Here is a 20,763-nt window from a genome sequence, read left to right as displayed (position 1 = left end):
CGACGGGATTCGGCCGCCGCCCGGCCGTTGCCCGCCTACTGCTCCGCGAGCGCGCGCAGCCGGCTGAGGGCACGGTGCTGGGCCACCCGCACCGCGCCGGGGGACATCCCGAGCATCTGCCCGGTCTCCTCTGCCGTCAGCCCGACCGCCACCCGCAGTACGAGGAGCTCGCGCTGGTTCTCCGGAAGGTTGGCCAGCAGCTTCTTGGCCCAGGCGGCGTCGCTGCTCAGCAGCGCCCGCTCCTCCGGGCCCAGCGAGTCGTCCGGCCGCTCGGGCATCTCGTCGGATGGCACGGCCGTGCTGCCCGGGTGCCGCATGGCGGCCCGCTGCAGGTCGGCGACCTTGTGCGCGGCGATGGCGAAGACGAAGGCCTCGAAGGGGCGGCCGGTGTCCCGGTACCGCGGGAGCGCCATCAGGACGGCGACGCACACCTCCTGCGCCAGGTCCTCCACGAAGTGGCGGGCGTCGCCCGGAAGGCGCGAGAGCCGGGCGCGGCAGTAGCGGATGGCCAGCGGGTGCACGAAGGCGAGCAGGTCGTGCGTCGCCTGCTCGTCACCCTCCACGGCACGGCGTACGAGCGCGCTGACAGCCCCGGCGCTGCCGCTCTTGGCGGCGCCGGTGGAGCCTGTGGCCGCGGGTGACCCCGGGGCCTCGTCGTCGCGCATCAATCCATGGTGCCTTGGCGCCGGAGCATTCGCGCCGCCACGGCCCGTGTTGTGCGTCGAAGCGTTATGAGCGGGTGCGCCCGAACCCATCACTGCGCCCTCCCCTCCCGCTCGACCGAGTACTCCCCGAGGCCCCATCCCAGAAAATGCGCCACACCTCAAGCATGCGGCATCGCGCGCGAAGCGACACGTCCCCCGGATTGTGCCCCGCCGACCCCCCGGTACGCACCGGGTGCGACGGGACGGAAACAGGCGGGACGGTGCTCCGGACGGACCGTACGGGACACGGGGCCGGACAGGACCGGACGGGACCGGCCGCGGTCGGGCCCGATCGGCGGGCACTCACCCGATCGGCGGCACGCGGCGCGCCGCCCCGCCCGCCGATGGCGGACGGGACCGCTCTCAGCGTCCGGCCTGCGGGCTCGCGGTCAGCGGACCAGGCCCCAGCGGAACCCGAGCGCCACGGCGTGCGCCCGGTCCGAGGCGCCCAGCTTCTTGAACAGCCGGCGGGCGTGCGTCTTGACCGTGTCCTCGGAGAGGAAGAGCTCGCGCCCGATCTCCGCGTTGGACCGGCCGTGGCTCATGCCCTCCAGGACCTGGATCTCGCGCGCGGTGAGCGTGGGCGCGGCGCCCATCTCGGCCGAGCGGAGCCGGCGCGGGGCCAGTCGCCAGGTCGGGTCGGCGAGTGCCTGGGTGACCGTGGCCCGCAGTTCGGCGCGCGAGGCGTCCTTGTGCAGGTAGCCCCGGGCACCGGCCGCGACCGCGAGGGCCACGCCGTCCAGGTCCTCGGCGACCGTCAGCATGATGATGCGGGCGCCCGGATCGGCCGAGAGCAGCCGGCGCACCGTCTCCACACCGCCGAGCCCGGGCATCCGTACATCCATCAGAATCAGGTCGGAGCGGTCGGCACCCCAGCGGCGGAGGACTTCCTCGCCGTTGGCAGCCGTCGTCACACGCTCGACGCCGGGCACGGTGGCAACCGCGCGACGGAGCGCCTCTCGGGCAAGCGGGGAGTCGTCGCAGACGAGGACGGAAGTCATGACCGCCCTCCGCAGCTGCTGATGCGCGTCACCTTGAGCCTCCAGGCTGGTACGTATCGTCACCTGTGCGGTCGATGCCCTCGGACACCTGTCCGGGAACTTCTTGGTTCAACCGCCTTCGCACTCTCAACGATGGTCACTCGAAAGAGTTACGGGTCGGACGGACACCTTCGGCACTCTACGTGAGGAAGCCATCACGATGCGGGTGCCACTCGCCGCGTGTCCTCCATCTGGAGCTATGCCCTATTTGGCGGCTTTTCTTCCGTTTGGCACGTGTCTGAGGCTAGATTCCCAATGAGTCATATTTACATCTACTCCGACAGTAGGTGTGGAGACTTGGACCGTATCCGTCTCAGTACCGGCACCAAGAGGACTACCCATGGCAGATTTCTCCCGCCTCCCCGGACCGAACGCCGACCTCTGGGACTGGCAGCTGCTGGCCGCCTGCCGAGGGGTCGACAGCTCCCTCTTCTTCCACCCGGAAGGCGAGCGGGGCGCGGCGAGGAGTGCGCGCGAGGCCTCGGCTAAAGAGGTCTGCATGAGATGCCCGGTGCGCTCGGAATGCGCCGCGCACGCACTGGCCGTCCGCGAGCCCTACGGGGTGTGGGGCGGGCTCACCGAAGACGAACGCGAAGAGCTCATGGGGCGCGCACGCCATCGTCTGATCCCCGCGTCGAGCACGATCGGCCCCATCCCCCCGCACTGATCCACGAGCTCGCCGAAACGTACGAAGGAACGTTTCTGCGACCCGCACGCGAACCGGAACGCCACGCGTTCGGCCGTACCGCCGTACCGCCGTACGGTCACGGTCAGCGCGTGGCGGCCCGCTCCAGCTCGGCCAGGGTCGCCGCCACGGCCGGCACCCGCGCCAGGTCGGGCAGGGTCAGCGCCACGACCTCCCGCTCCACGGCCGGTTCCACGGCCACCGTGCTCACGCCCTTGGCGCGTACGGACTCCACCGCGAGCTCCGGCAGCACCGCGACGCCCAGCCCGGCGCCGACCAGGCCGACCACGGCCGGGTAGTCGTCGGTCGCGAAGTCGATGCGCGGGGTGAAGCCCACCTCCTCGCACACCTCCACCAGGTGGCGGCGGCAGCGCGGACAGCCCGCGATCCAGGGCTCGTCGGCGAGGTCCGCCATGCCCACCCGCTCCGCCCCGGCCAGCCGGTGCCCGTCCGGGACCAGCCCGACGAGCCGGTCCGTCAGCAGCGGCCGCACCACGAGGTCCTCCCACTCGGCGGCCGACCCGGCGGCCCCGCCGTACCGGAAGGCCAGCGCCAGGTCGCAGTCGCCCTCGCGCAGCATCTCCACCGACCGCGGCGGCTCCGCCTCGACCAGGGAGATCCGCGTACCGGGGTGCTCGGCGCGCATCGCGGCCAGCGCGGTCGGCACCAGGGTGGAACTGCCGCTGGGGAAGGACACCAGCCGGACCCGGCCCGCGCGCAGCCCGGCGATCGCCGCGACCTCCTCCTCGGCGGCGGTCAGCCCGGCGAGGATCCCTGCGGCGTGCCGCACCAGGGCCGTACCGGCCTGGGTCAGCCGCATCTCGCGGCCGGCCCGGATCAGCAGCGGGGTGCCGGCCGACTGTTCCAGCGCCTTCATCTGCTGGGAGACGGCGGGCTGGGTGCACCCGAGCTCACGGGCGGCGGCGGAGAAGGACCCGGTGCCGGCCACGGCGCGCAGCACCCGGAGATGACGTGCCTCGATCATCCTTCGAGCATAAGCCCAGCTTTGAGCACACCGCGAATACGCCCGTGCCTCTTTGAGGAAGCTGGACTACCGTGGCCCCATGGCCTTCATCGCCCCCCATTCCCCCCTGCGCGTCCTCTCCGTGAACCTCGGCCGTGCGACGGCCGTCGACTACACAGACGCGGCGGCCGGAGTCACCGGCATCGGCAAGCGCCCCGTCCCCGGCCCGGTCCGGGTGTCCGCCCCGGGGCCCAAGGGCGTCGGCGGCAGCGGCCTCGAGGGCGACGCCGTCTGCGACCTGCGCCACCACGGCGGTGACCACCAGGCCGTCTACGCCTACGCGCGCGAGGACCTGGACTGGTGGGAGGGCGAGCTGGACCGCGAACTGCCCGCCGGAATCTTCGGCGAGAACCTCACCACCTCCGGCATCGACGTGACCGGTGCACTGCTCGGGGAGCGCTGGCGGATCGGCGCGGGCCTCGTCCTCGAGGTGGCCTCGGCCCGCATCCCGTGCCGGACCTTCCAGGGCGCCCTCGGCGAGAAGGCCTGGGTCAAGCGGTACACGCAGGCCGTGCGGCCGGGTGCGTACCTGCGCGTGGTCCAGGAGGGCACGGTCTCCCCCGGCGACGGCATCGAGGTCGTCCACCGGCCGGACCACGACGTGACGGTGGGGCTCTGGTTCCGGGCGTTCACCACGGACCGCTCGCTGCTGCCGCGGACGCTGGCGGCGGGCGGGGCGATGGAGCCGCAGGCGCACGAGACGGTCCGCGCGTACATGGAGAAGTACGGGTCTCAGTACGGGAAGTAGCCCGCCGCGCGGCTCGGCGCGCGCCCGGGAGCTGGGCGAATGTAGCCGGAAGTAGCGGTTCCGCAGCGGGAAGCGACGGCGGGCGGCAGGAACCGTCACGAAGGGGTACCGCCCGGCGGGCTCCCCTTGAGCTGTCACCCAGGACGGCTAGGTTGCGCCTATGACGACTGCGTTGATTACGGGATCCACGGCGGGCATCGGCGCCGCATTCGCCCGGCGGCTGGCCGCCCAGGGCCACAACCTCGTACTGGTGGCCCGCGACACGAAGCGGCTCGGCGAGCAGGCCACCGAGCTGCACGACCGGCACGGCATCGAGGCCGAGGTGCTGACCGCCGACCTGTCCACCGACGAGGGCATCGCGGCGGTCGAACAGCGCCTGGGCGACCGTACGCACCCGGTGGACCTGCTGGTCAACAACGCGGGCTTCGGCAACAAGGGCCGCTACCTCGAGGTCTCCATGGCCGACGAGCTGACCATGCTGAAGGTGCACATCGAGGCCGTTCTGCGGCTGACCTCGGCGGCCACCGCTTCGATGCGTTCGCGCGGCCGCGGCGGCGTCATCAACGTGGCCTCGGTGGCGGCCTTCGTGCCGCGCGGCACGTACGGGGCCAGCAAGGCCTGGGTCGTGCAGTTCACCCAGGGCGCGGCGAGGGACCTGGCGGGATCCGGCGTACGGCTGATGGCGCTGTGCCCCGGATTCGTACGGACGGAGTTCCACCAGCGCGCCGGCATGGGCACGGACAACATCCCCAACTGGATGTGGCTGGACGCGGACAAGCTGGTGGCCTCGGCCCTGGACGACCTGGCGCGCGGCAAGACCGTCTCGATCCCGGACCCGCGGTACAAGGCGCTGATGGGCCTGGTGAAGCTGACGCCGCGCGGGCTGCTGGGCGGGGTGTCCTCGCGTACGGGCCGCAAGTACGGCCCCCAGTAGTCCGAGTGACCGCCGAGTGACTTACGGGTAGGCCGGTCCGGAAAACCGGCCGACCGGGTGAAATCTCCCTAAACTGGACGTGTCCGATCCAGCCCGGGAGACGCCATGACATTCGTACAAATAGTCGATTACGAGACCAGCAGGCCCGAGGCCGTCAACGAGGTCTTCGACCGGTACCTGGCGCAGACGCAGGGCAAGCGCACCGTGTCCCACACCATGGTGGGCAGGGACCGCGAATCCGACACGCACTTCGTCGACGTCGTCGAATTCCCGTCGTACGAAGAGGCCATGAAGAACTCTCATCTCCAGGAGACGGACAAGATGTTCCAGGAGATGGTGGCCCTCTGCGACGGGATGCCCCGGTTCACCAACCTTGACGTCATCCGCGACGAGCACCTCAACACCCTGATCGCGAACCGCATGTTCGACGAGCTCGCGATGAAGGGCGACCTGTCCACCGCCGACGAGATCTTCGCGTCGGACTACCACGACCACGACATCTCCAACCCCACGGACAAGATGGGCCCCGAAGGCATGCGCGAGGACGTGCAGATGTGGCGCAGCGCCTTCGACTTCACCTTCACGCGGGACGCCCAGATGGCGCAGGACGACTACATCACCACCCTGTGGACCTGGACCGGTACGCACAAGGGCGAGTTCATGGGGATCGCCCCGACCGGCAAGACCTGCACGATGACCGGTACGACGGTCTTCCGCTGCGAGGGCGGAAAGATCAAGGAAGGCTGGTGGCACTACGACGCCATGCGCCTGATGAAGGATCTCGGCGCGATGTAGTGGCCCCCGGTCACGGAAAAGGCCCCGGTCACCGCCGCGTTGACGGCGGGACCGGGGCCTTTTCGCTGGCTACTCAGCGCGTCAGTGGCTGTGGCCGTGACCGTGACCGTGACCGGCGTCGCCCTCGTCCTCGGCCGGCTTCTCGACGACCAGGGTCTCGGTCGTGAGCAGCAGGGAGGCGATGGAAGCGGCGTTCTCCAGCGCGGAGCGCGTGACCTTGACCGGGTCGATGACGCCGGCCTTGACCAGGTCGCCGTACTCGCCGGTGGCGGCGTTGAAGCCCTGGCCCTTGTCGAGCTCGGCGACCTTCGAGGTGATGACGTAGCCCTCGAGGCCGGCGTTCTCGGCGATCCAGCGCAGCGGCTCGACGGCGGCGCGGCGGACGACCGCGACACCCGTGCCCTCGTCGCCGGTCAGACCCAGGTTGTCCTCGAGCACCTTCACGGCGTGGACGAGCGCGGAGCCACCGCCGGAGACGATGCCCTCCTCGACCGCGGCGCGGGTCGCCGAGATGGCGTCCTCGAGACGGTGCTTCTTCTCCTTGAGCTCCACCTCGGTGGCGGCGCCGACCTTGATGACGCAGACGCCGCCGGCGAGCTTCGCCAGGCGCTCCTGCAGCTTCTCGCGGTCCCAGTCCGAGTCCGTGGACTCGATCTCGGCCTTGATCTGGTTGACGCGGCCGAGGACCTCGTCGGAGCTGCCGGCACCGTCGACGATCGTGGTGTCGTCCTTGGAGATGGTCACGCGGCGCGCGGAACCGAGGACGTCCAGACCGGCCTGGTCGAGCTTGAGGCCGACCTCCTCGGCGATGACGGTGGCACCGGTGAGGGTGGCCATGTCCTGGAGCATCGCCTTGCGGCGGTCACCGAAGCCGGGGGCCTTGACGGCGACCGCGTTGAAGGTGCCGCGGATCTTGTTGACGACGAGGGTGGAGAGCGCCTCGCCCTCGACGTCCTCGGCGATGATCAGCAGCGGGCGGGAGCCGCCGGCCTGGATGACCTTCTCGAGCAGGGGCAGGAGGTCCTGGATGGACGAGATCTTGCCCTGGTTGATCAGGATGTACGGGTCGTCGAGGACGGCCTCCATACGCTCCTGGTCGGTGACCATGTACGGCGAGAGGTAGCCCTTGTCGAAGGCCATGCCCTCGGTGAACTCCAGCTCCAGGCCGAAGGCGTTGGACTCCTCGACGGTGATGACACCGTCCTTGCCGACCTTGTCCATCGCCTCGGCGATGAGCTCGCCGACCTGCTGGTCCTGCGCGGAGAGCGCGGCCACGGCGGCGATGTCGGACTTGTCCTCGATCGGGCGGGCGGTCGCGAGGAGCTCCTCGGACACGGCCTTGACCGCGGCGTCGATGCCCTTCTTCAGGGCGGCCGGGGAGGCACCCGCGGCGACGTTGCGCAGACCCTCGCGGACCAGCGCCTGGGCCAGCACGGTGGCGGTGGTGGTGCCGTCACCCGCGATGTCGTTGGTCTTGGTCGCCACCTCCTTCACGAGCTGCGCGCCCAGGTTCTCGTACGGGTCGTCCAGCTCGACCTCGCGGGCGATGGTGACACCGTCGTTGGTGATGGTGGGGGCGCCGAACTTCTTGTCGATGACGACGTTGCGGCCCTTGGGGCCGATCGTCACCTTGACCGTGTCGGCAAGCTTGTTGACGCCGCGCTCGAGGGCGCGACGGGCGTCCTCGTCGAACTTCAGGATCTTCGCCATGGGAGCGGTTCAGCCCTCTCGAAAACTCGGGTTTAACGAACTACGCCCCTTGCCGCCCGGCAATCAGCGGGGTGACCAGGGGCGCAGCTCAAAGCAATGCTTCGGTGAATTACTTCTCGATGATCGCGAGCACGTCGCGAGCCGAGAGGACGAGGTACTCCTCGCCGCTGTACTTCACTTCGGTGCCGCCGTACTTGCTGTACAGCACGATGTCGCCGACGCTGACGTCCAGCGGGAGACGCTGGCCGTCCTCGAAGCGACCCGGGCCCACGGCGAGGACGACGCCCTCCTGGGGCTTCTCCTTCGCGGTGTCCGGGATGACCAGGCCGGAAGCCGTGGTCTGCTCGGCGTCGAGCGGCTGGACCACGATGCGGTCCTCGAGCGGCTTGATGGCAACCTTGGAGCTGGTGGTCGTCACGATCCGACCTCCCCCTTCGGAGATCTCACGGGGCTAACTGTCTGAGGTGGCGACCAGGTGGATCCGTCGTCGCGGGTGCCGGACCTGCCCGTCGCTGTGTTGGCACTCACCGGTGGCGAGTGCCAGGTGCGAGACTATTCCGGCGATTAGCACTCGGTCAAGCGGAGTGCCAATTCAGCCTCCGCGCGGCGTCACCGTCCGGCCGGGCCGCATCGCGGGATGCGGGGCCCGGGCATGAGTACCCGTACTCAGGTGCAGGCTGTGCCCCCGGGGCGACACTGCGGCCATGACGACACCCACACGCGACAGGCGCACCGGATCCGACTGGGGCGCGGACATCGCCACGGCCCTGCTGCTGACCGTACTGGAGGCCTTCGCCCTCGCCATCGGCCTCTACGTGGCGGTGATGGCCGCCTGGGACGCCGAGGGCAACGGCGGCGGCGACCATACGGCCCTGACCGTGCTGCTGGGCGGACTCCTCCTGGCCGCCTTGGCCATCGGGGTCGTCTCGGGCCGCGCCTTCCGCCGCAGCGCGCCCGTCACCGGATGCGTCCAGGCACTGGCGTGTGCGGCCGTGCTCGTGGGCGCCGCCGCCCTGGCCTACCAGGGCCGCGCCGAGCTACGGCCGGATCCGCCCGCGCCCTCGTCCCCGTACAGCGGCACGTACGGGCAGTGCTTCAGCGGCGGCGACAACCACGAGTGCCCGGCCGGTTGACGTGGCCGGTATGTGACGCTTGGGGCGTGCGCATCCTCGTGGTCGAAGACGAAGAAGGCCTCGCCGAGTCCCTGCGGCGCGGCCTGTGTGCCGACGGCCACTGGGTCGACACCGCCCACGACGGCCACCGCGGCCTGGAGCTCGCCCGCACCCGCTCGTACGACGCCGTCCTGCTCGACCTGATGCTGCCCGGCCTCAGCGGCTACGAGATCTGCTCCCGCATACGGGCCGACGGCGACCTCACGCCCGTCCTCATGCTGACCGCCAAGGACGGCGAGTACGACGAGGCCGAAGGCCTCGACTCCGGCGCCGACGACTACCTCACCAAGCCGTTCTCGTTCGTGGTCCTGGCCGCCCGCCTGCGCGCCCTCGCCCGACGCGCGGCCACGGCAACGGCCTCCGCCGGGGGCGCCGGCACGCTCCAGGCCGGCGACCTCGTCCTCGACCCCGCCGGCCGCCGCTGCCGCCGCGGTGCGCAGGACATCGAGCTCACCGCCCGCGAGATCGGCGTGCTCGCCTGCCTGATGGAGCAGCCAGGTCTGGCCGTCGCCAAGCAGGACATCCTGGACCAGGTCTGGGACACCCCGCACGCCATCGACCCGAACATCGTCGAGGTGTACGTCTCCTCGCTGCGCAAGAAGATCGACGCCCCGTTCGGCCGCCGCTCGATCCGCACCGTCCACCGCACCGGCTACCGGATGGCACCGGACGGTGGCTAGGACCGGCCCTTCGAAGAGGACCGGTCCCGGGCCGCTCCGGCGCCGCGCCGCCGCGGCCGCCGCCCTCGCGATGGCCGCGGTCCTGGCCGTCGGCGGGCTGTGGCTGTACACCCTGCTGCGGACCAACCTCCTCGACAACACCACCAACCGCACCGAGCTGGCCGCCCGCAAGGCCGCCGCCCAGCTCGACGGCCGCGCCCCGCCGCCCGGCGGCCGGCTGCCCGCGCCGGAGAGCGGGGTGGACCTGGTCCTCGTACGGGACGCGCAGGGGCGGACCGTCGCCTCCACCGGGGACCTCGGGGACACCCCCGACCTCGGCGGCCTGCGCCCGCCGGCATCGGGGGCATCGGGTGCATCCGGTGAGGACTCCCGGTCGGCGGTGCTCCCGCCCGCGCGCCCCGGCGCGGAACGGCGCGCGGTGGTCGTGGTGGATGCGCCGGGCGGGCACGAGGTGTACGCCGTCACCGTGCTCGGCGACGTGGACGACGCGACCCGGGCCATCGCCCTCGGCCTGCTGGCCGGCGCGCCCCCGCTGATCGGCTTCGCGGCGGCCCTGGCCTGGTGGGTGACGGGCCATGCGCTGCGGCCGGTCGCCGCGATCCGGACCGGGCTGGCGGCGGTCACGGCCAGCGAGCTGGACCGGCGGGTTCCGGATCCGGGCGGGGCGGACGAGATCGCGGAGCTGGCCCGGACCGTCAACGACACGCTCGACCGGCTGGAGCGGTCCGACGCGCGGCAGCGGCAGTTCACCGCCGACGCCTCGCACGAGCTGCGCAATCCGCTGGCCGCGGTCCGGTCCCGGCTGGAGGTGGCCCTGGAGCGCCCCGACCGGGAGTCGGTCGCGGCCGCGCTGGCCGACACCGAGCGGCTCCAGCGCATCGCCGCGGACCTGTTGCTGCTGGCCCGCCTGGACGGCAGCCCGGTGCCGGCACCGCGGAGCGAGCCCGTGGACCTGGCCCTGCTGGCCGCGGAGGACCTGGCCCGGCGGCCGTCCCCGCGGGTTCCGCTCCGGCTGGACGCGCCGGCGCCCGTACCGGCGGCCGGCGACCCGGCGCGCCTCGAGCGGGCGCTGGCCAACCTCGTGGACAACGCGCTGCGGCATGCCCGTACGGAGGTCGTCGTACGGGCGGCCGCCGAGTCCGCGCAGTGCGCGGGCGGCGGCGGCTGGACGGTGCTGGAGGTCGAGGACGACGGCGCGGGCATCCCGGAGGCGGACCGGGACCGGGTCTTCGAGCGGTTCGTACGCCTCGACGCGGACCGCGGCCGGGCCGGCGGAGGCACGGGCCTCGGCCTGTCGATCGTCCGCGAGATCGCCCGCGCCCACGGCGGCGAGGCGCGCGCCCTGCCCTCGCGCGCGGGCGGCCCCGGCATCCGCCTGGTCCTGCGCCTGCCGGCCGGGGGGCCCGGATCGGCGACGCCGTCCCGGTCCCGGTCGCGAGAGTCCTGAACGCCCTTCAGGACCCTCAGGAATCCTTCAGCACCCCTCCTCCACCATCGACTGCCATGAGCGCGCACCGGAGGAAGACCAGCCATCCCGCCCGCCGGCCCCGTCGCGGGCCCGCACGACGCCGCCCCCGCCGCATCGCCCGCACCCTGCTCGCCACCGCCTGCGCGCTGGCCGTCACGGCCGCCGCCGGCGCCTGGTACGCGTACCGGGACCTCGCCGGCAGCATCGGCAGCTCCAAGGCGCTGGAGGGCGCCGAGAAGTCGAGGTACGGGGACACCAACATCCTGCTGATGGGCCTGGACAGCCGCCGCGACCGGAACGGCGAGAAGCTGCCGGAGGAGGTCCTCGACAAGCTGCACGCCGGCAGCTCCGACATCGGCGGCTACAACGCGAACACCCTGATCCTGCTCCACGTGCCCGGCGACGGCAGCCGGGCGAAGGCCTTCTCGGTCCCGCGCGACGACTTCGTCGACATACCGAGCCAGGGCAAGGACAAGATCAAGAAGGCGTACGGGCTGGCGAAGGCGAAGGAGGAGGAGCGGCTTGCGGGCCAGGGGGTCACGGACCGGCGCCGACTGGAGCGCGAGGGGCGGGAGGCCGGGCGCAAGGCCCAGATCAAGACGGTGCGGAACTTCCTGGGCGTCCCGGTCGATCACTTCGCCGAACTGAACCTGGCCGGTTTCTACCACCTGGCGGATGCGCTGGGCGGCGTACCGGTGTGCCTGAAGAAGCCGGTACGGGACACGTACTCGGGCGCCGACTTCCCGGCGGGCCTCCAGACCCTGAACGGTCGGCAGTCCCTGGCCTTCGTACGCCAGCGGCACGGCCTGGACATGGGCGATCTGGACCGGACGAAGCGGCAGCAGGCCTTCCTGGCGGGCGCCACGCAGAAGCTGGACTCGGCCGGGACCTTCACCGATCCGGTCAAGCTGATGAAGCTGATCGACGCCACGAAACAGGACGTGGTGACGGACGAGGGCTGGGACCTGCTGTCATTCGTGAAGCAGGCGAAGAACCTGTCCGGCGGGAAAGTGGTGTTCACGACGCTGCCCGTCGAGCGGTTCGGAAGGAACCATGGCGAGGACATAAACGTCGTAGACGATATGAAGATAAAGCGCCTCATTGCCGAGCAGATCGGACCGGGGGCTTCCGCCTCTGCGGCCGCTCCGAGCCCGAGCGACGCACCGGGGGCGCCTCCGGGACCGGCTGCCGCCGCCCCGGCCCCGACCGCGAGCGGCAGCCCCGCCATCGACGGTGGCGGCATCCCGTGCGTGGACTGAGGCCCCTCACGACGGCGGGCGCGCGCCGCCGTACCGAGGCGCTGCTCCTCGTCTTCGTCGTCGCCCTCACCGTCTTCGGGCATGCGAGCGCCGGCCTGGCGATGAACGGCGAGCTGCCCGCCAGCCTCACCGGTTTCACGATCAGCATGACGCTGCTGGCGCTGGTGGGGCACCTGGGCGTGCGCCGGTTCGCGGCGTACGCGGATCCGCTGATCTTCCCGCTCGCCATGCTGCTGTCCGGGCTGGGGCTGGTGCTGCTGCACCGGCTCGACCAGTCGTACATCGCGCGCTACGGCGGCGAGGCGAACGCGCCCGGGCAGCTGCAGTGGACGGTCATCGGCGTGGCCGCGTGCCTGGCGGTGGTGGCGCTGCTGCGCGACCACCGGCTGCTGCAGCGGTTCATCTACATCACGATGGCGGTCGCGCTGGTGCTGCTGATCGCGCCGGCGTTCTTCGGCGCGGACACGTACGGCGCGAAGCGCTGGATCATCCTGTTCGGGTTCTCGCTCCAGCCCGGCGAGTTCGTGAAGATCATGATCTCGGTCTTCTTCGCGGGCTATCTGGTCATCCACCGCGATTCGCTGGCCCTGACGGGCCGGAAGTTCCTGGGGATGCGGCTGCCGCCGATGCGCCAGCTCGGGCCGATCATCACGGTGTGGATCGTGTCGCTGCTGGTGCTGGTCTTCGAGCGGGACCTGGGCACGTCGCTGATCTTCTTCGGTGTCTTCGTGGTGATGCTGTACGTCGCCACCGAGCGCACCAGCTGGATCGTGACGGGCCTGCTCATGGCGGGGGCCGGCGCCTTCGTGGTGGGCTCGACGGAACCGCACGTCAAGGGGCGCGTGGCCGCGTGGCTGGAGCCGCTGTCGTACTACTGGAAGGAGCGGCCGCCGGGGGTCATCTCGGACCAGTCCGCGCAGGCGCTGTTCAGCTTCGGGACCGGCGGCATGTCGGGCACGGGGCTGGGGAAGGGCCACCCGGAGCTGATCGGCTTCGCGGGGCGCAGCGACTTCATCCTGACCACGGTGGGCGAGGAGCTCGGGCTGGCCGGGGTCATGGCGGTGCTGCTCCTGTACGCGCTGCTGGTCCAGCGGGGGCTGCGGATGGCGCTGGGCGCCCGCGACCCGTTCGGGAAGCTGCTGGCGGTGGGCCTGTCGGCGGCGCTGGCGCTCCAGGTCTTCGTGGTGGCGGGCGGCGTGACGGGCCTGATCCCGCTGACCGGCAAGGCGCTGCCGTTCCTGGCGAAGGGCGGCTCGTCCCTCCTGGCCAACTGGATCATGATCGCCCTGCTCCTGCGCATCAGCGACAGCGCGGAACGCCAGCGCGAGGCGGACGCCCTGGGCCCGGCGGAAACGACGATCACGCCGGTGGTGGCGGCGGCGCACGGCGGGTCCGGTCAGAGGTAGTCCTCCAGGCGGCCCACGCGGTAGCCCTGCTCCTGGATGCGCTGGAGCATGCGGGTCGTCATCTGGACCTCTGTCGAGCCCTTGAGTTCCGACGGTCCGCGGAAGTGGGCCAGGATGATGTCGCCCGGTTTGAGGGCGGAGCCCTCGGCGTACTGGAAGTTGTTGATCTGCATCGACACGCGCCACAGGACCATCTGCGAGATGCCGCATTCGGCGGCGGCCTTGAGGGTGTCGTCGTTGTAGTTGCCGTACGGCGGCCGGAAGCGGACCGGCTTCGTACCGAAACGTTTCTCCAGGTGCTCCTGCTGGCCGCAGATCTCCTTCTTCTGCGCCGCGAGGGGCAGGGTCCGGAGGTTCGGGTGCGTCAGGGTGTGGTTGTTGATCGTGCTGCCGGAGCCGTTGTCGCGGAGCTTCTCGAAGTACCCGTAGTCCGACGAGGCGATGTTGTCCGTCAGGAACATGCTGATCGGCAGCTTGAGGTCGGCCGCCATCTTCAGGAACTCGGGGTCCTTCTCCGCGCCGTCGTCGAAGGTCAGGAAGACGACCTTGTCCGTGGGCGGGACGGGTATTCGGTCCACCACCTGGGGCTTGCCCGGGGCGGCCGGCGGGAGGGCGGGCTTCTGGGCCGGCTTCGGGGCGAACTCCAGGGGGGACTTCAAGCCCCACTTCTTGTACGCCTCGTCCCCGGGCACGGCAGCAGTCGCCGACTGCGACGGAGTCGCCGTCGGCGACTGCTGCGCCTCCGTCGTCTTGCGGCCCAGTCTTTCGATCGGGTCCACGCTGTTCCCGCACCCCGTCAGGGACAGCGCGAGCGCGCCGGCCGCCAGCGTTCCGGCTGTCAACCGGCGCGCGTACCTCACAAGTAGTCCTCCAGGCGAGCCACGGCATACCCCTTGTCCGTGACGGTCTTCATGACATGACGGATCATGTCAGGCATCGACCCCTTCCAGTCCTCCCGCCCTCGGAAATGAGTCAGGATGATGTCGCCGGGGTGGAGGTCGCGGTCCCACTCCCGCCAGTCCATGCGGTTCGGGAAGGCCTCGGCGTTCCAGAGCGGGACCGCCTTGATGCCGCAGGACTTCGCCGCGCGCAGCGTGTCCTCGTTGTAGTTGCCGTACGGCGGCCGGAAGAGCGTCGGTCGTTTGCCGAACTGCTTCTGGATCGTGTCCTGCTGGCCGCAGATCTCCTCGTGCTGCTCCTCGTACGAGAGGGCCGGCATGTACCGGTGGTTGAGCGTGTGGTTGTTCAAGGTGACGCCGGCGGCCTGCATCTCCTTGAAGTAGGGGTAGTTGTCGCGGACGAGGTAGTCGCTGAGGAACGCCGTGTACGGGATCTTCAGCTCCTGCATCATCTTCAGGAACTCGGGGTCCTTCTCCGCGCCGTCGTCGATCGTCAGGAAGACGACCTTGTCCTCCGTGGGGACGGTGGTGAAGACGGGCGGGAGGTCGTCCTGCCCCTCGACCTCGAAGCCCTCGCGGGTGCTGATCTCCGGCTTCGTCTTCGGGGCGGCCGGCGCGGTCAGCGGCGGCTTGGCCAGCTTCCACTTCTTCGCCGCGGCGATCCGGGCCTGCTGGGCGGCCTTCAGCTGCTCGGCCGTGCCGGCGACCGCGCCCGCCGCGCCCGCCGCCTCGGCACCCTTGCCGGCTTTGCCGGCCTTGGCGGGCGTCCCGGAGTCCACGGAGGAGCCGCAGCCGGTTCCGAGGGCGGCGACCAGCAGTGCGGCCAGTGCCACCCCGACGCGGCCGCGCGGACCCACCGCGGACCGGTGACCATGGAGCGTCTTATGTTCCTTTTGTCTGACTAGCTGCATAGCAGCGCATCCTGGCATCCGACCCGCACGCCGCCCCGCCGACACCGCGAACGGAAGACGACCTTCCATCGAGTGGCCCACACTGACCGACAATGAACCGGTGACCCCCGAAGACTTCAGCGCGCTCCTCACCCCCGAGGGCCGCGCCCTCCTCGACTCCCTGCGCGACTACGACCCGTCCCAGGAGATCGCCGTCGCCACCCGGCTGCGCCGCGAGCACCCCGCCGCGCTGGTCTCCGCCGCGCTCGGGCAGGCCCGGCTGCGGCAGCGCGCGGTGGCGAAGTTCGGTGCCGAGGACGCGTTCCGGATGTACTTCACGCCCGGCGGCGTCGAGATGGCCACCCGCGCCCCGGTGGCCTCGTACCGCGCCGAGCGGCTCGCGGAACTCGGCGTGCGCAGCGTCGCCGACCTGTGCTGCGGCATCGGCGGCGACGCCCTGGCCCTGGCCCGGCTCGGCATCCGCGTGCTGGCCGTGGACCACGACCCGCTGACCGTCGCCGTCGCCCGCGCCAACGCCGAGGCCCTGGGGCTGGCGGAGCTCGTCGAGGTCCGCGAGGCGGACGTGACCGACGTCGACACCTCCGGGTGCGACGCCGTCTTCCTCGACCCGGCCCGGCGAGGGGGCCGCGGCAGGACCTTCGACCCGGAGAGCTACTCGCCGCCTCTGTCGTGGGCCGTCGAGGCCGCCCGTACGGCCAAGTACGCCGCCGTCAAGATCGCTCCCGGGATCCCGCACGAGGCCGTCCCGCAGGAGGCGGAGGCCGAGTGGATCTCGGACCACGGCGACGTGAAGGAGGCCGTGCTGTGGTTCGGGACCGCGCCCGGCACCGTCCGCGCCACCCTGCTGCCCGGCCCGCGCACCCTGCACACCGTCGATCCGCTGCCCGATCCCGAGGCCGGGCCGGTCGGCCGCTACCTCTACGAGCCCGACGGCGCCGTGATCCGCGCCCACCTCGTCGCCGAGGTCGCCGCGCAGCTGGCCGGCCGGCTGATCGACCCGACCATCGCGTACGTCACCGCGGACGAGCTGCGTGCGACGCCGTACGCCACCGCGTACGAGATCACCGACGTGCTTCCCTTCGGCCTCAAGAAGCTCAAGGCGCTGCTGCGCGAGCGCGAGGTGGGCATCCTGACCGTGAAGAAGCGCGGTTCGGCCATCGAACCCGAGGAACTGCGCAAGAAGGTCAAGCCGCAGGGGCCGCACTCCGCGACCGTCTTCCTCACCCGGGTCGCGGGCGCCCCCTCGATGCTGATCGGCTCGCCGGTCAGCGCACCGCAGTAGCGCCGCCGCGGAAGGCGCGCATCGCCCACCGGTAGTGCGCGCCCGCCTTGCCGAGGCCCAGCAGGCCCGTGATCCACAGGATCATGCCGAGGCCGATGAAGTACGTGACCTCGCCGTACGTCGCCTCGCCCGGGCGGGCCGACGCCGCGGACCCGAAGCTCACGTACAGCCCGAACGCGCCCAGCGCGAAGGAGGCCAGCAGCCAGGCCAGGCTCAGCCCGGGGGCGCGCAGCCGCGCGTCGGCGGCCGGATCCCGGTCCGACTCCGCCCATGCGCACAGCAGTTGGCGCACCCGGCGGTCCCGTTTGGCGCCGTGGGCGAACCAGAACCCGGCCGGGATCAGCACGCCCGCGCCGAGCAGGGCGAAGATGAGGCCGAAAACGTACGCGAACGGATCGCCTGGCACCTCGAAGGACATCAGGGCCATGCCGACGAAGGACCAGCCGAGCGCGAAGACCGCGGCGACGGTCCACAGCAGCAGCAACCGCCCCAGGCCCAGGCTGCGTCGGCGCAGGTCCTGCAGGAACCGCGCCCGGTCGGCCCGTACGGTGCCCTCGTCCAGCCAGGCGCGCAGATGGGCGGGAGGCGGCGGGGGCGGCAGGTCACGACGAGGCATGCACATGACGATATCGGCATCCGGCCACAAGCCCGCTCCGGAGCCGCTCGAGAGACCCCGGTGCGTCAACTGCCGGTGGCCTCCACCGACTCGAACCGCCAGCGGTGCACCGGACGGGTGATCAGATCGGCGGCGGGCTCCGGGAGTTCGGGCAGCTCCGCCGCCAGGCCCTCCGGGGCCTCCCACCACGTGACGACCAGCACCCGGTCCTGCGGGGCCCGCAGCAGCTCGCGGCGCACCGGCTCGCGCACCAGGACCTGCGAACGGGCCCACTCCAGCAGCTCGTTGCCCCGACCGGCGGCGGCCCGGGCCTCCCACATCAGCGCGACGGTGCCCATCAGTACAGGTTGTCCTTGCTCAACTCGTGCACGTGGTCGTGGTCGTGGCCGTGAGCGTGGGAGTGCGCGTGAGCGACGCCCGGGACGTGCGGGTCCGTCACCGGCAGCGAGGAGTCCGCCGAAAGGTCCCAGTCCGAGGCCGGCCGGTTCCGCTTGACCATCTCCGCGCCCAGCGCCGCCACCATCGCACCGTTGTCCGTGCACAGCTTCGGGCGCGGCACGCGCAGGATGATCCCCGCATCGTCGCACCGCTCCTGCGCCAGCGACCGCAGCCGGGAATTGGCCGCCACACCGCCGCCGATCATCAGGTGGTCGACGCCCTCGTCCTTGCACGCGCGGATCGCCTTGCGGGTCAGCACGTCCACCACGGCCTCCTGGAAGGACGCCGCCACATCGCGCACCGGCACCTCCTCGCCCGCGTTCCGCTTCGCCTCGATCCAACGCGCGACCGCCGTCTTGAGCCCGGAGAAGGAGAAGTCGTACGCCGCGTCGCGCGGCCCCGTCAGCCCGCGCGGGAAGTTGATCGCCTTCGGGTCGCCCTCCCGCGCGAGCCGGTCGATGACCGGGCCGCCGGGGAAGCCCAGCTGCAGCACGCGCGCGATCTTGTCGAAGGCCTCGCCCGCCGCGTCGTCGATGGTCGCGCCCAGCGGCCGTACGTCGGAGGTGATGTCCGGGGCCAGGAGCAGCGAGGAGTGTCCGCCGGACACCAGCAGCGCCATGGTCGGCTCCGGCAGCGGCCCGTGCTCCAGCTGGTCGACGCAGATGTGCGAGGCCAGGTGGTTCACCCCGTACAGCGGCTTGCCGAGCGCGTACGCGTACGCCTTGGCCGCCGAGACGCCCACCAGCAGCGCCCCCGCGAGGCCGGGACCCGCGGTGACGGCGATGCCGTCGAGGTCGCGGGCGCTGACCCCGGCCTCCTTCAGGGCGCGCTCGATGGTGGGGACCATCGCCTCCAGGTGCGCCCGGGAGGCCACCTCGGGCACGACGCCGCCGAAGCGCGCGTGCTCGTCGACGCTGGACGCGATCGCGTCCGCCAGCAGGGTGGTGCCGCGGACGACGCCGACGCCGGTCTCGTCGCAGGAGGTCTCGATGCCGAGGACGAGCGGTTCGTCAGCCATTGCTCTCACTGCTCTCAGTGCTCTCAGTCGTTGCTTGTGCGGGGTCGGTCAGGCGCATCACGAGCGCGTCCACGTTGCCGGGCTGGTAGTAGCCCCGCCGGAAGCCGATCGGCTCGAAGCCGAAGCGCTCGTAGAGCTTCTGGGCCCGGGTGTTGTCCACCCGTACCTCCAGCAGCACCTCGGCGCACTCGAACGCGGTCGCGGCGCGCAGCAGGTCGGTGAGGAGCCGGGCGCCGAGCCCGGTCCCCCATTGGTCGCGCGCGGCCGCGATGGTCTGTACGTCGGCCAGGTCGCCGGCGGCGGCCAGCCCGGCGTAGCCGACGAGGCGGCCGGAGCCGCTGTCGGACGGGATTTCGGCGACCACGTAGCGGCGGGTGGCGTGCGGGCCGCGGGCGTGGGCGAGCTCGGACCAGAACATGCCCGCGGACCAGGCGTCCTCGGGGAACAGCTCGTGCTCCAGTTCCAGCACCGGCTCGATGTCCCACCAGCGCATCTCGCGCAGTACTGCGGTGGCTGCCGTCACTGCGGGGTGACCACCTTGTAGTTCTTCGGCACCTGCGCGTCGGGCCGGCGCAGGTACAGCGGCGTCGGGGGCAGGAACTCCTCCCCCGCCGCGAGCCGTTCCACCGCCAGGGCGGCCAGCGCGGCGGCGCTCTGGTGCTCGGGGGCCCGCGCGTCGGTGAAGACCTCCGGGTACAGCAGCGCGCCCTGGCCCACCGCGGGCAGGCCGGCGACCTGCTCGGCGATGTCCGCCGGGCGGTCCACCGCGGGCTCGCCGACGCGGGTGCGCGGGTCCTCGTACCGGGCCCAGTAGACCTCCTTGCGCCGCGCGTCGGTGGCCACGGTGAAGGGGCCCTCGATCCCGGCGGCGCCCGCGGCGTACGCGAGGCCGTCGAGGGTGCACAGGCCGTGCACGGGGATGCCGAGCACGGTGGCGAAGGTGGAGGCGGTGACGAGGCCGACGCGCAGCCCGGTGTAGGGGCCGGGGCCGACGCCGACGACGATGCCCGTGAGGGCGTCGAGCTTCAGCCCGGCCTCGGCGAGGACCTTGTCGACGGAGGGCAGCAGGAGCTCCCCGTGGCGGCGGGCGTCGACCTGGTTCGACTCGGCGAGGACGGACTCGCCGTCGTGCAGGGCGACGGTGACGGCGGGCGTGGCGGTATCTACAGCGAGCAAGAGCACGCGAACAGCCTACGACTCCGGGGCCCCGGCCCCTCGCGGCCGGTCACGGGGCACCCCGGCTGCTACCTTCGACCCAGGTATCGGCCGAGGTCCGAGCCGGGGCGCGGCGCGCCCGGCCGGCGCTGCGGCACAGGGGAAGCACGGGAGAGGTGGAGCAAGGTGGCACGCAGCAGCTCGGGAATCGTGGCCGGGCTCACCGTGGCGGCGCTCGCCGCCGTCGGCTTCCTCGGTTACCAGGCCTCTGCCAGCGCGCCCGCGCACCCCGCGCAGGCCGCCCCGCCGGCCACGGCGCCCTCCCCCGTCCCGTCCGCCCACGCGCCCGAGGCGGCGAAGCCGGTGGCCGTGCCGGCCGAATCGGGTACGGGCTCGCGCGTCGTGTACTCGGTGGGCCTGAAGCGGGTGTGGCTGGTCGCAGAGAGCGGGCAGGAGCCGAAGTCGTTCGCGGTCAAGCCGAGCACGGCGCACCCGAAGCCGGGCACGTACCTGGTGAACTCGCGCTCGGGCGCGGTCACCGGCTCGGACGGGGTGCCGATCGAGCACGTCGTGCGGTTCGCCACGGCGGACGGCGTCGTGGTCGGGTTCAGCTCCCGGGTGGACGGCGAGATGCCGGAGCCCGACCCGAACAAGAAGACCGGCGGCATCCGCATGACGCGGGCCGACGGCGATGCGATGTGGGCCTTCGCGACGATCAACTCGAAGGTCGTCGTCGTCCCCTGACGCCCTGCCCCCTGGCCGGGGCAGCCCGCCGCGGATTCACCCGCACGGGCTACGGGACGTGCGGGCCATCGCGCA

23 protein-coding genes are annotated in these 20,763 nt (G+C 71.8%); 11 read left to right on the top strand and 12 right to left on the bottom strand.

Annotated features, from left to right (window positions below):
• Positions 1 to 35 precede the first annotated feature (35 nt).
• Together ACFYXK_RS22800 and ACFYXK_RS22795 are read right to left on the bottom strand one after the other, a co-directional pair.
• The gene (locus tag ACFYXK_RS22800) at positions 36 to 665 is read right to left on the bottom strand and encodes a sigma-70 family RNA polymerase sigma factor (RefSeq protein WP_266664660.1); all 630 of its coding nucleotides are present in this window, start codon (positions 663 to 665) and stop codon (positions 36 to 38) included.
• A gap of 428 nt (positions 666 to 1,093) precedes the next feature.
• Positions 1,094 to 1,705: a response regulator transcription factor gene (locus ACFYXK_RS22795; RefSeq protein WP_003948568.1), complete on the bottom strand. Its 612-nt coding sequence runs from the start codon at positions 1,703 to 1,705 to the stop codon at positions 1,094 to 1,096.
• A gap of 379 nt (positions 1,706 to 2,084) precedes the next feature.
• On the opposite strand from ACFYXK_RS22795, the gene ACFYXK_RS22790 reads away from it, so the two are divergent.
• Positions 2,085 to 2,411 (top strand): WhiB family transcriptional regulator, encoded by a 327-nt coding sequence (locus ACFYXK_RS22790; protein ID WP_053786417.1) that lies wholly within the window; start codon positions 2,085 to 2,087, stop codon positions 2,409 to 2,411.
• A gap of 103 nt (positions 2,412 to 2,514) precedes the next feature.
• Here ACFYXK_RS22790 and ACFYXK_RS22785 read toward each other — a convergent pair whose 3' ends face one another.
• Positions 2,515 to 3,414 (bottom strand): LysR family transcriptional regulator, encoded by a 900-nt coding sequence (locus ACFYXK_RS22785; RefSeq protein ID WP_328620531.1) that lies wholly within the window; start codon positions 3,412 to 3,414, stop codon positions 2,515 to 2,517.
• Between the two features lie 106 nt (positions 3,415 to 3,520).
• Here ACFYXK_RS22785 and ACFYXK_RS22780 point away from each other — a divergent pair, with 106 nt between their 5' ends.
• The 3 genes from ACFYXK_RS22780 (at position 3,521) to ACFYXK_RS22770 (ending at position 5,930) form a co-directional block, all read left to right on the top strand.
• Positions 3,521 to 4,201 (top strand): MOSC domain-containing protein, encoded by a 681-nt coding sequence (locus ACFYXK_RS22780; RefSeq protein ID WP_389412806.1) that lies wholly within the window; start codon positions 3,521 to 3,523, stop codon positions 4,199 to 4,201.
• A 160-nt stretch (positions 4,202 to 4,361) separates the two neighbouring features.
• Positions 4,362 to 5,135 (top strand): SDR family NAD(P)-dependent oxidoreductase, encoded by a 774-nt coding sequence (locus ACFYXK_RS22775; protein ID WP_389412758.1) that lies wholly within the window; start codon positions 4,362 to 4,364, stop codon positions 5,133 to 5,135.
• A gap of 105 nt (positions 5,136 to 5,240) precedes the next feature.
• Complete coding sequence (locus ACFYXK_RS22770) at positions 5,241 to 5,930, top strand: ester cyclase (RefSeq protein WP_389412757.1); 690 nt, start codon at positions 5,241 to 5,243, stop codon at positions 5,928 to 5,930.
• Between the two features lie 81 nt (positions 5,931 to 6,011).
• On the opposite strand, the gene groL is transcribed toward ACFYXK_RS22770, so the two are convergent.
• On the bottom strand, positions 6,012 to 7,640 hold the full coding sequence (groL, locus tag ACFYXK_RS22765; RefSeq protein ID WP_389412756.1) for a chaperonin GroEL: 1,629 nt from the start codon (positions 7,638 to 7,640) through the stop codon (positions 6,012 to 6,014).
• A 109-nt stretch (positions 7,641 to 7,749) separates the two neighbouring features.
• Positions 7,750 to 8,058 (bottom strand): co-chaperone GroES, encoded by a 309-nt coding sequence (gene groES, locus ACFYXK_RS22760; RefSeq protein ID WP_030154760.1) that lies wholly within the window; start codon positions 8,056 to 8,058, stop codon positions 7,750 to 7,752.
• Between the two features lie 286 nt (positions 8,059 to 8,344).
• On the opposite strand from groES, the gene ACFYXK_RS22755 reads away from it, so the two are divergent.
• The 5 genes from ACFYXK_RS22755 to ACFYXK_RS22735 are packed head-to-tail and all read left to right on the top strand — an operon-like array spanning position 8,345 to position 13,625.
• Positions 8,345 to 8,773, top strand: a complete 429-nt coding sequence (locus ACFYXK_RS22755) for a DUF6234 family protein (RefSeq protein ID WP_389412755.1) — start codon at positions 8,345 to 8,347, stop codon at positions 8,771 to 8,773.
• 26 nt (positions 8,774 to 8,799) lie between these two features.
• Positions 8,800 to 9,492: a response regulator transcription factor gene (locus ACFYXK_RS22750; RefSeq protein ID WP_389412754.1), complete on the top strand. Its 693-nt coding sequence runs from the start codon at positions 8,800 to 8,802 to the stop codon at positions 9,490 to 9,492.
• Positions 9,485 to 10,939 (top strand): sensor histidine kinase, encoded by a 1,455-nt coding sequence (locus ACFYXK_RS22745; protein WP_389412753.1) that lies wholly within the window; start codon positions 9,485 to 9,487, stop codon positions 10,937 to 10,939. Before ACFYXK_RS22750 ends, ACFYXK_RS22745 begins: the two co-directional genes overlap by 8 nt.
• Positions 10,940 to 10,995: 56 nt before the next feature.
• Positions 10,996 to 12,219, top strand: coding sequence for an LCP family protein (locus tag ACFYXK_RS22740; RefSeq protein ID WP_389412752.1), 1,224 nt, complete (start codon positions 10,996 to 10,998; stop codon positions 12,217 to 12,219).
• Positions 12,207 to 13,625, top strand: a complete 1,419-nt coding sequence (locus tag ACFYXK_RS22735; protein ID WP_389412751.1) for an FtsW/RodA/SpoVE family cell cycle protein — start codon at positions 12,207 to 12,209, stop codon at positions 13,623 to 13,625. Before ACFYXK_RS22740 ends, ACFYXK_RS22735 begins: the two co-directional genes overlap by 13 nt.
• On the opposite strand, the gene ACFYXK_RS22730 is transcribed toward ACFYXK_RS22735, so the two are convergent.
• Together ACFYXK_RS22730 and ACFYXK_RS22725 are read right to left on the bottom strand one after the other, a co-directional pair.
• On the bottom strand, positions 13,616 to 14,467 hold the full coding sequence (locus tag ACFYXK_RS22730) for a polysaccharide deacetylase family protein (RefSeq protein ID WP_389412750.1): 852 nt from the start codon (positions 14,465 to 14,467) through the stop codon (positions 13,616 to 13,618). The two genes, ACFYXK_RS22735 and ACFYXK_RS22730, sit on opposite strands and share 10 nt — an antisense overlap.
• A gap of 14 nt (positions 14,468 to 14,481) precedes the next feature.
• The gene (locus ACFYXK_RS22725) at positions 14,482 to 15,435 is read right to left on the bottom strand and encodes a polysaccharide deacetylase family protein (protein ID WP_389412749.1); all 954 of its coding nucleotides are present in this window, start codon (positions 15,433 to 15,435) and stop codon (positions 14,482 to 14,484) included.
• A 100-nt stretch (positions 15,436 to 15,535) separates the two neighbouring features.
• Here ACFYXK_RS22725 and ACFYXK_RS22720 point away from each other — a divergent pair, with 100 nt between their 5' ends.
• Complete coding sequence (locus ACFYXK_RS22720; RefSeq protein WP_389412748.1) at positions 15,536 to 16,717, top strand: methyltransferase domain-containing protein; 1,182 nt, start codon at positions 15,536 to 15,538, stop codon at positions 16,715 to 16,717.
• On the opposite strand, the gene ACFYXK_RS22715 is transcribed toward ACFYXK_RS22720, so the two are convergent.
• From ACFYXK_RS22715 to tsaB, 5 genes are all read right to left on the bottom strand, one after another.
• The gene (locus ACFYXK_RS22715; protein WP_389412747.1) at positions 16,701 to 17,333 is read right to left on the bottom strand and encodes a hypothetical protein; all 633 of its coding nucleotides are present in this window, start codon (positions 17,331 to 17,333) and stop codon (positions 16,701 to 16,703) included. The genes ACFYXK_RS22720 and ACFYXK_RS22715 overlap by 17 nt on opposite strands.
• A 65-nt stretch (positions 17,334 to 17,398) precedes the next feature.
• Positions 17,399 to 17,671, bottom strand: a complete 273-nt coding sequence (locus ACFYXK_RS22710) for a hypothetical protein (RefSeq protein ID WP_389412746.1) — start codon at positions 17,669 to 17,671, stop codon at positions 17,399 to 17,401.
• On the bottom strand, positions 17,671 to 18,789 hold the full coding sequence (gene tsaD / locus ACFYXK_RS22705; protein WP_389412745.1) for a tRNA (adenosine(37)-N6)-threonylcarbamoyltransferase complex transferase subunit TsaD: 1,119 nt from the start codon (positions 18,787 to 18,789) through the stop codon (positions 17,671 to 17,673). Before tsaD ends, ACFYXK_RS22710 begins: the two co-directional genes overlap by 1 nt.
• Positions 18,782 to 19,312 carry a ribosomal protein S18-alanine N-acetyltransferase gene (gene rimI, locus ACFYXK_RS22700; protein ID WP_389412744.1) on the bottom strand — a complete coding sequence of 177 codons (531 nt, stop codon included), beginning with the start codon at positions 19,310 to 19,312 and terminating at the stop codon, positions 18,782 to 18,784. Before rimI ends, tsaD begins: the two co-directional genes overlap by 8 nt.
• On the bottom strand, positions 19,309 to 19,971 hold the full coding sequence (gene tsaB, locus ACFYXK_RS22695; protein ID WP_389412743.1) for a tRNA (adenosine(37)-N6)-threonylcarbamoyltransferase complex dimerization subunit type 1 TsaB: 663 nt from the start codon (positions 19,969 to 19,971) through the stop codon (positions 19,309 to 19,311). Before tsaB ends, rimI begins: the two co-directional genes overlap by 4 nt.
• A 159-nt stretch (positions 19,972 to 20,130) precedes the next feature.
• Here tsaB and ACFYXK_RS22690 point away from each other — a divergent pair, with 159 nt between their 5' ends.
• Positions 20,131 to 20,688 (top strand): hypothetical protein, encoded by a 558-nt coding sequence (locus tag ACFYXK_RS22690; RefSeq protein ID WP_389412742.1) that lies wholly within the window; start codon positions 20,131 to 20,133, stop codon positions 20,686 to 20,688.
• Positions 20,689 to 20,763: the final 75 nt, after the last annotated feature.

It is taken from the genome of Streptomyces sp. NPDC002209 (assembly GCF_042890265.1).
Classification (GTDB): domain Bacteria; phylum Actinomycetota; class Actinomycetes; order Streptomycetales; family Streptomycetaceae; genus Streptomyces.
The sequence above is the reverse complement of the archived record's forward strand: the minus strand, read 5'-3'. Positions and strand labels throughout refer to the sequence as shown.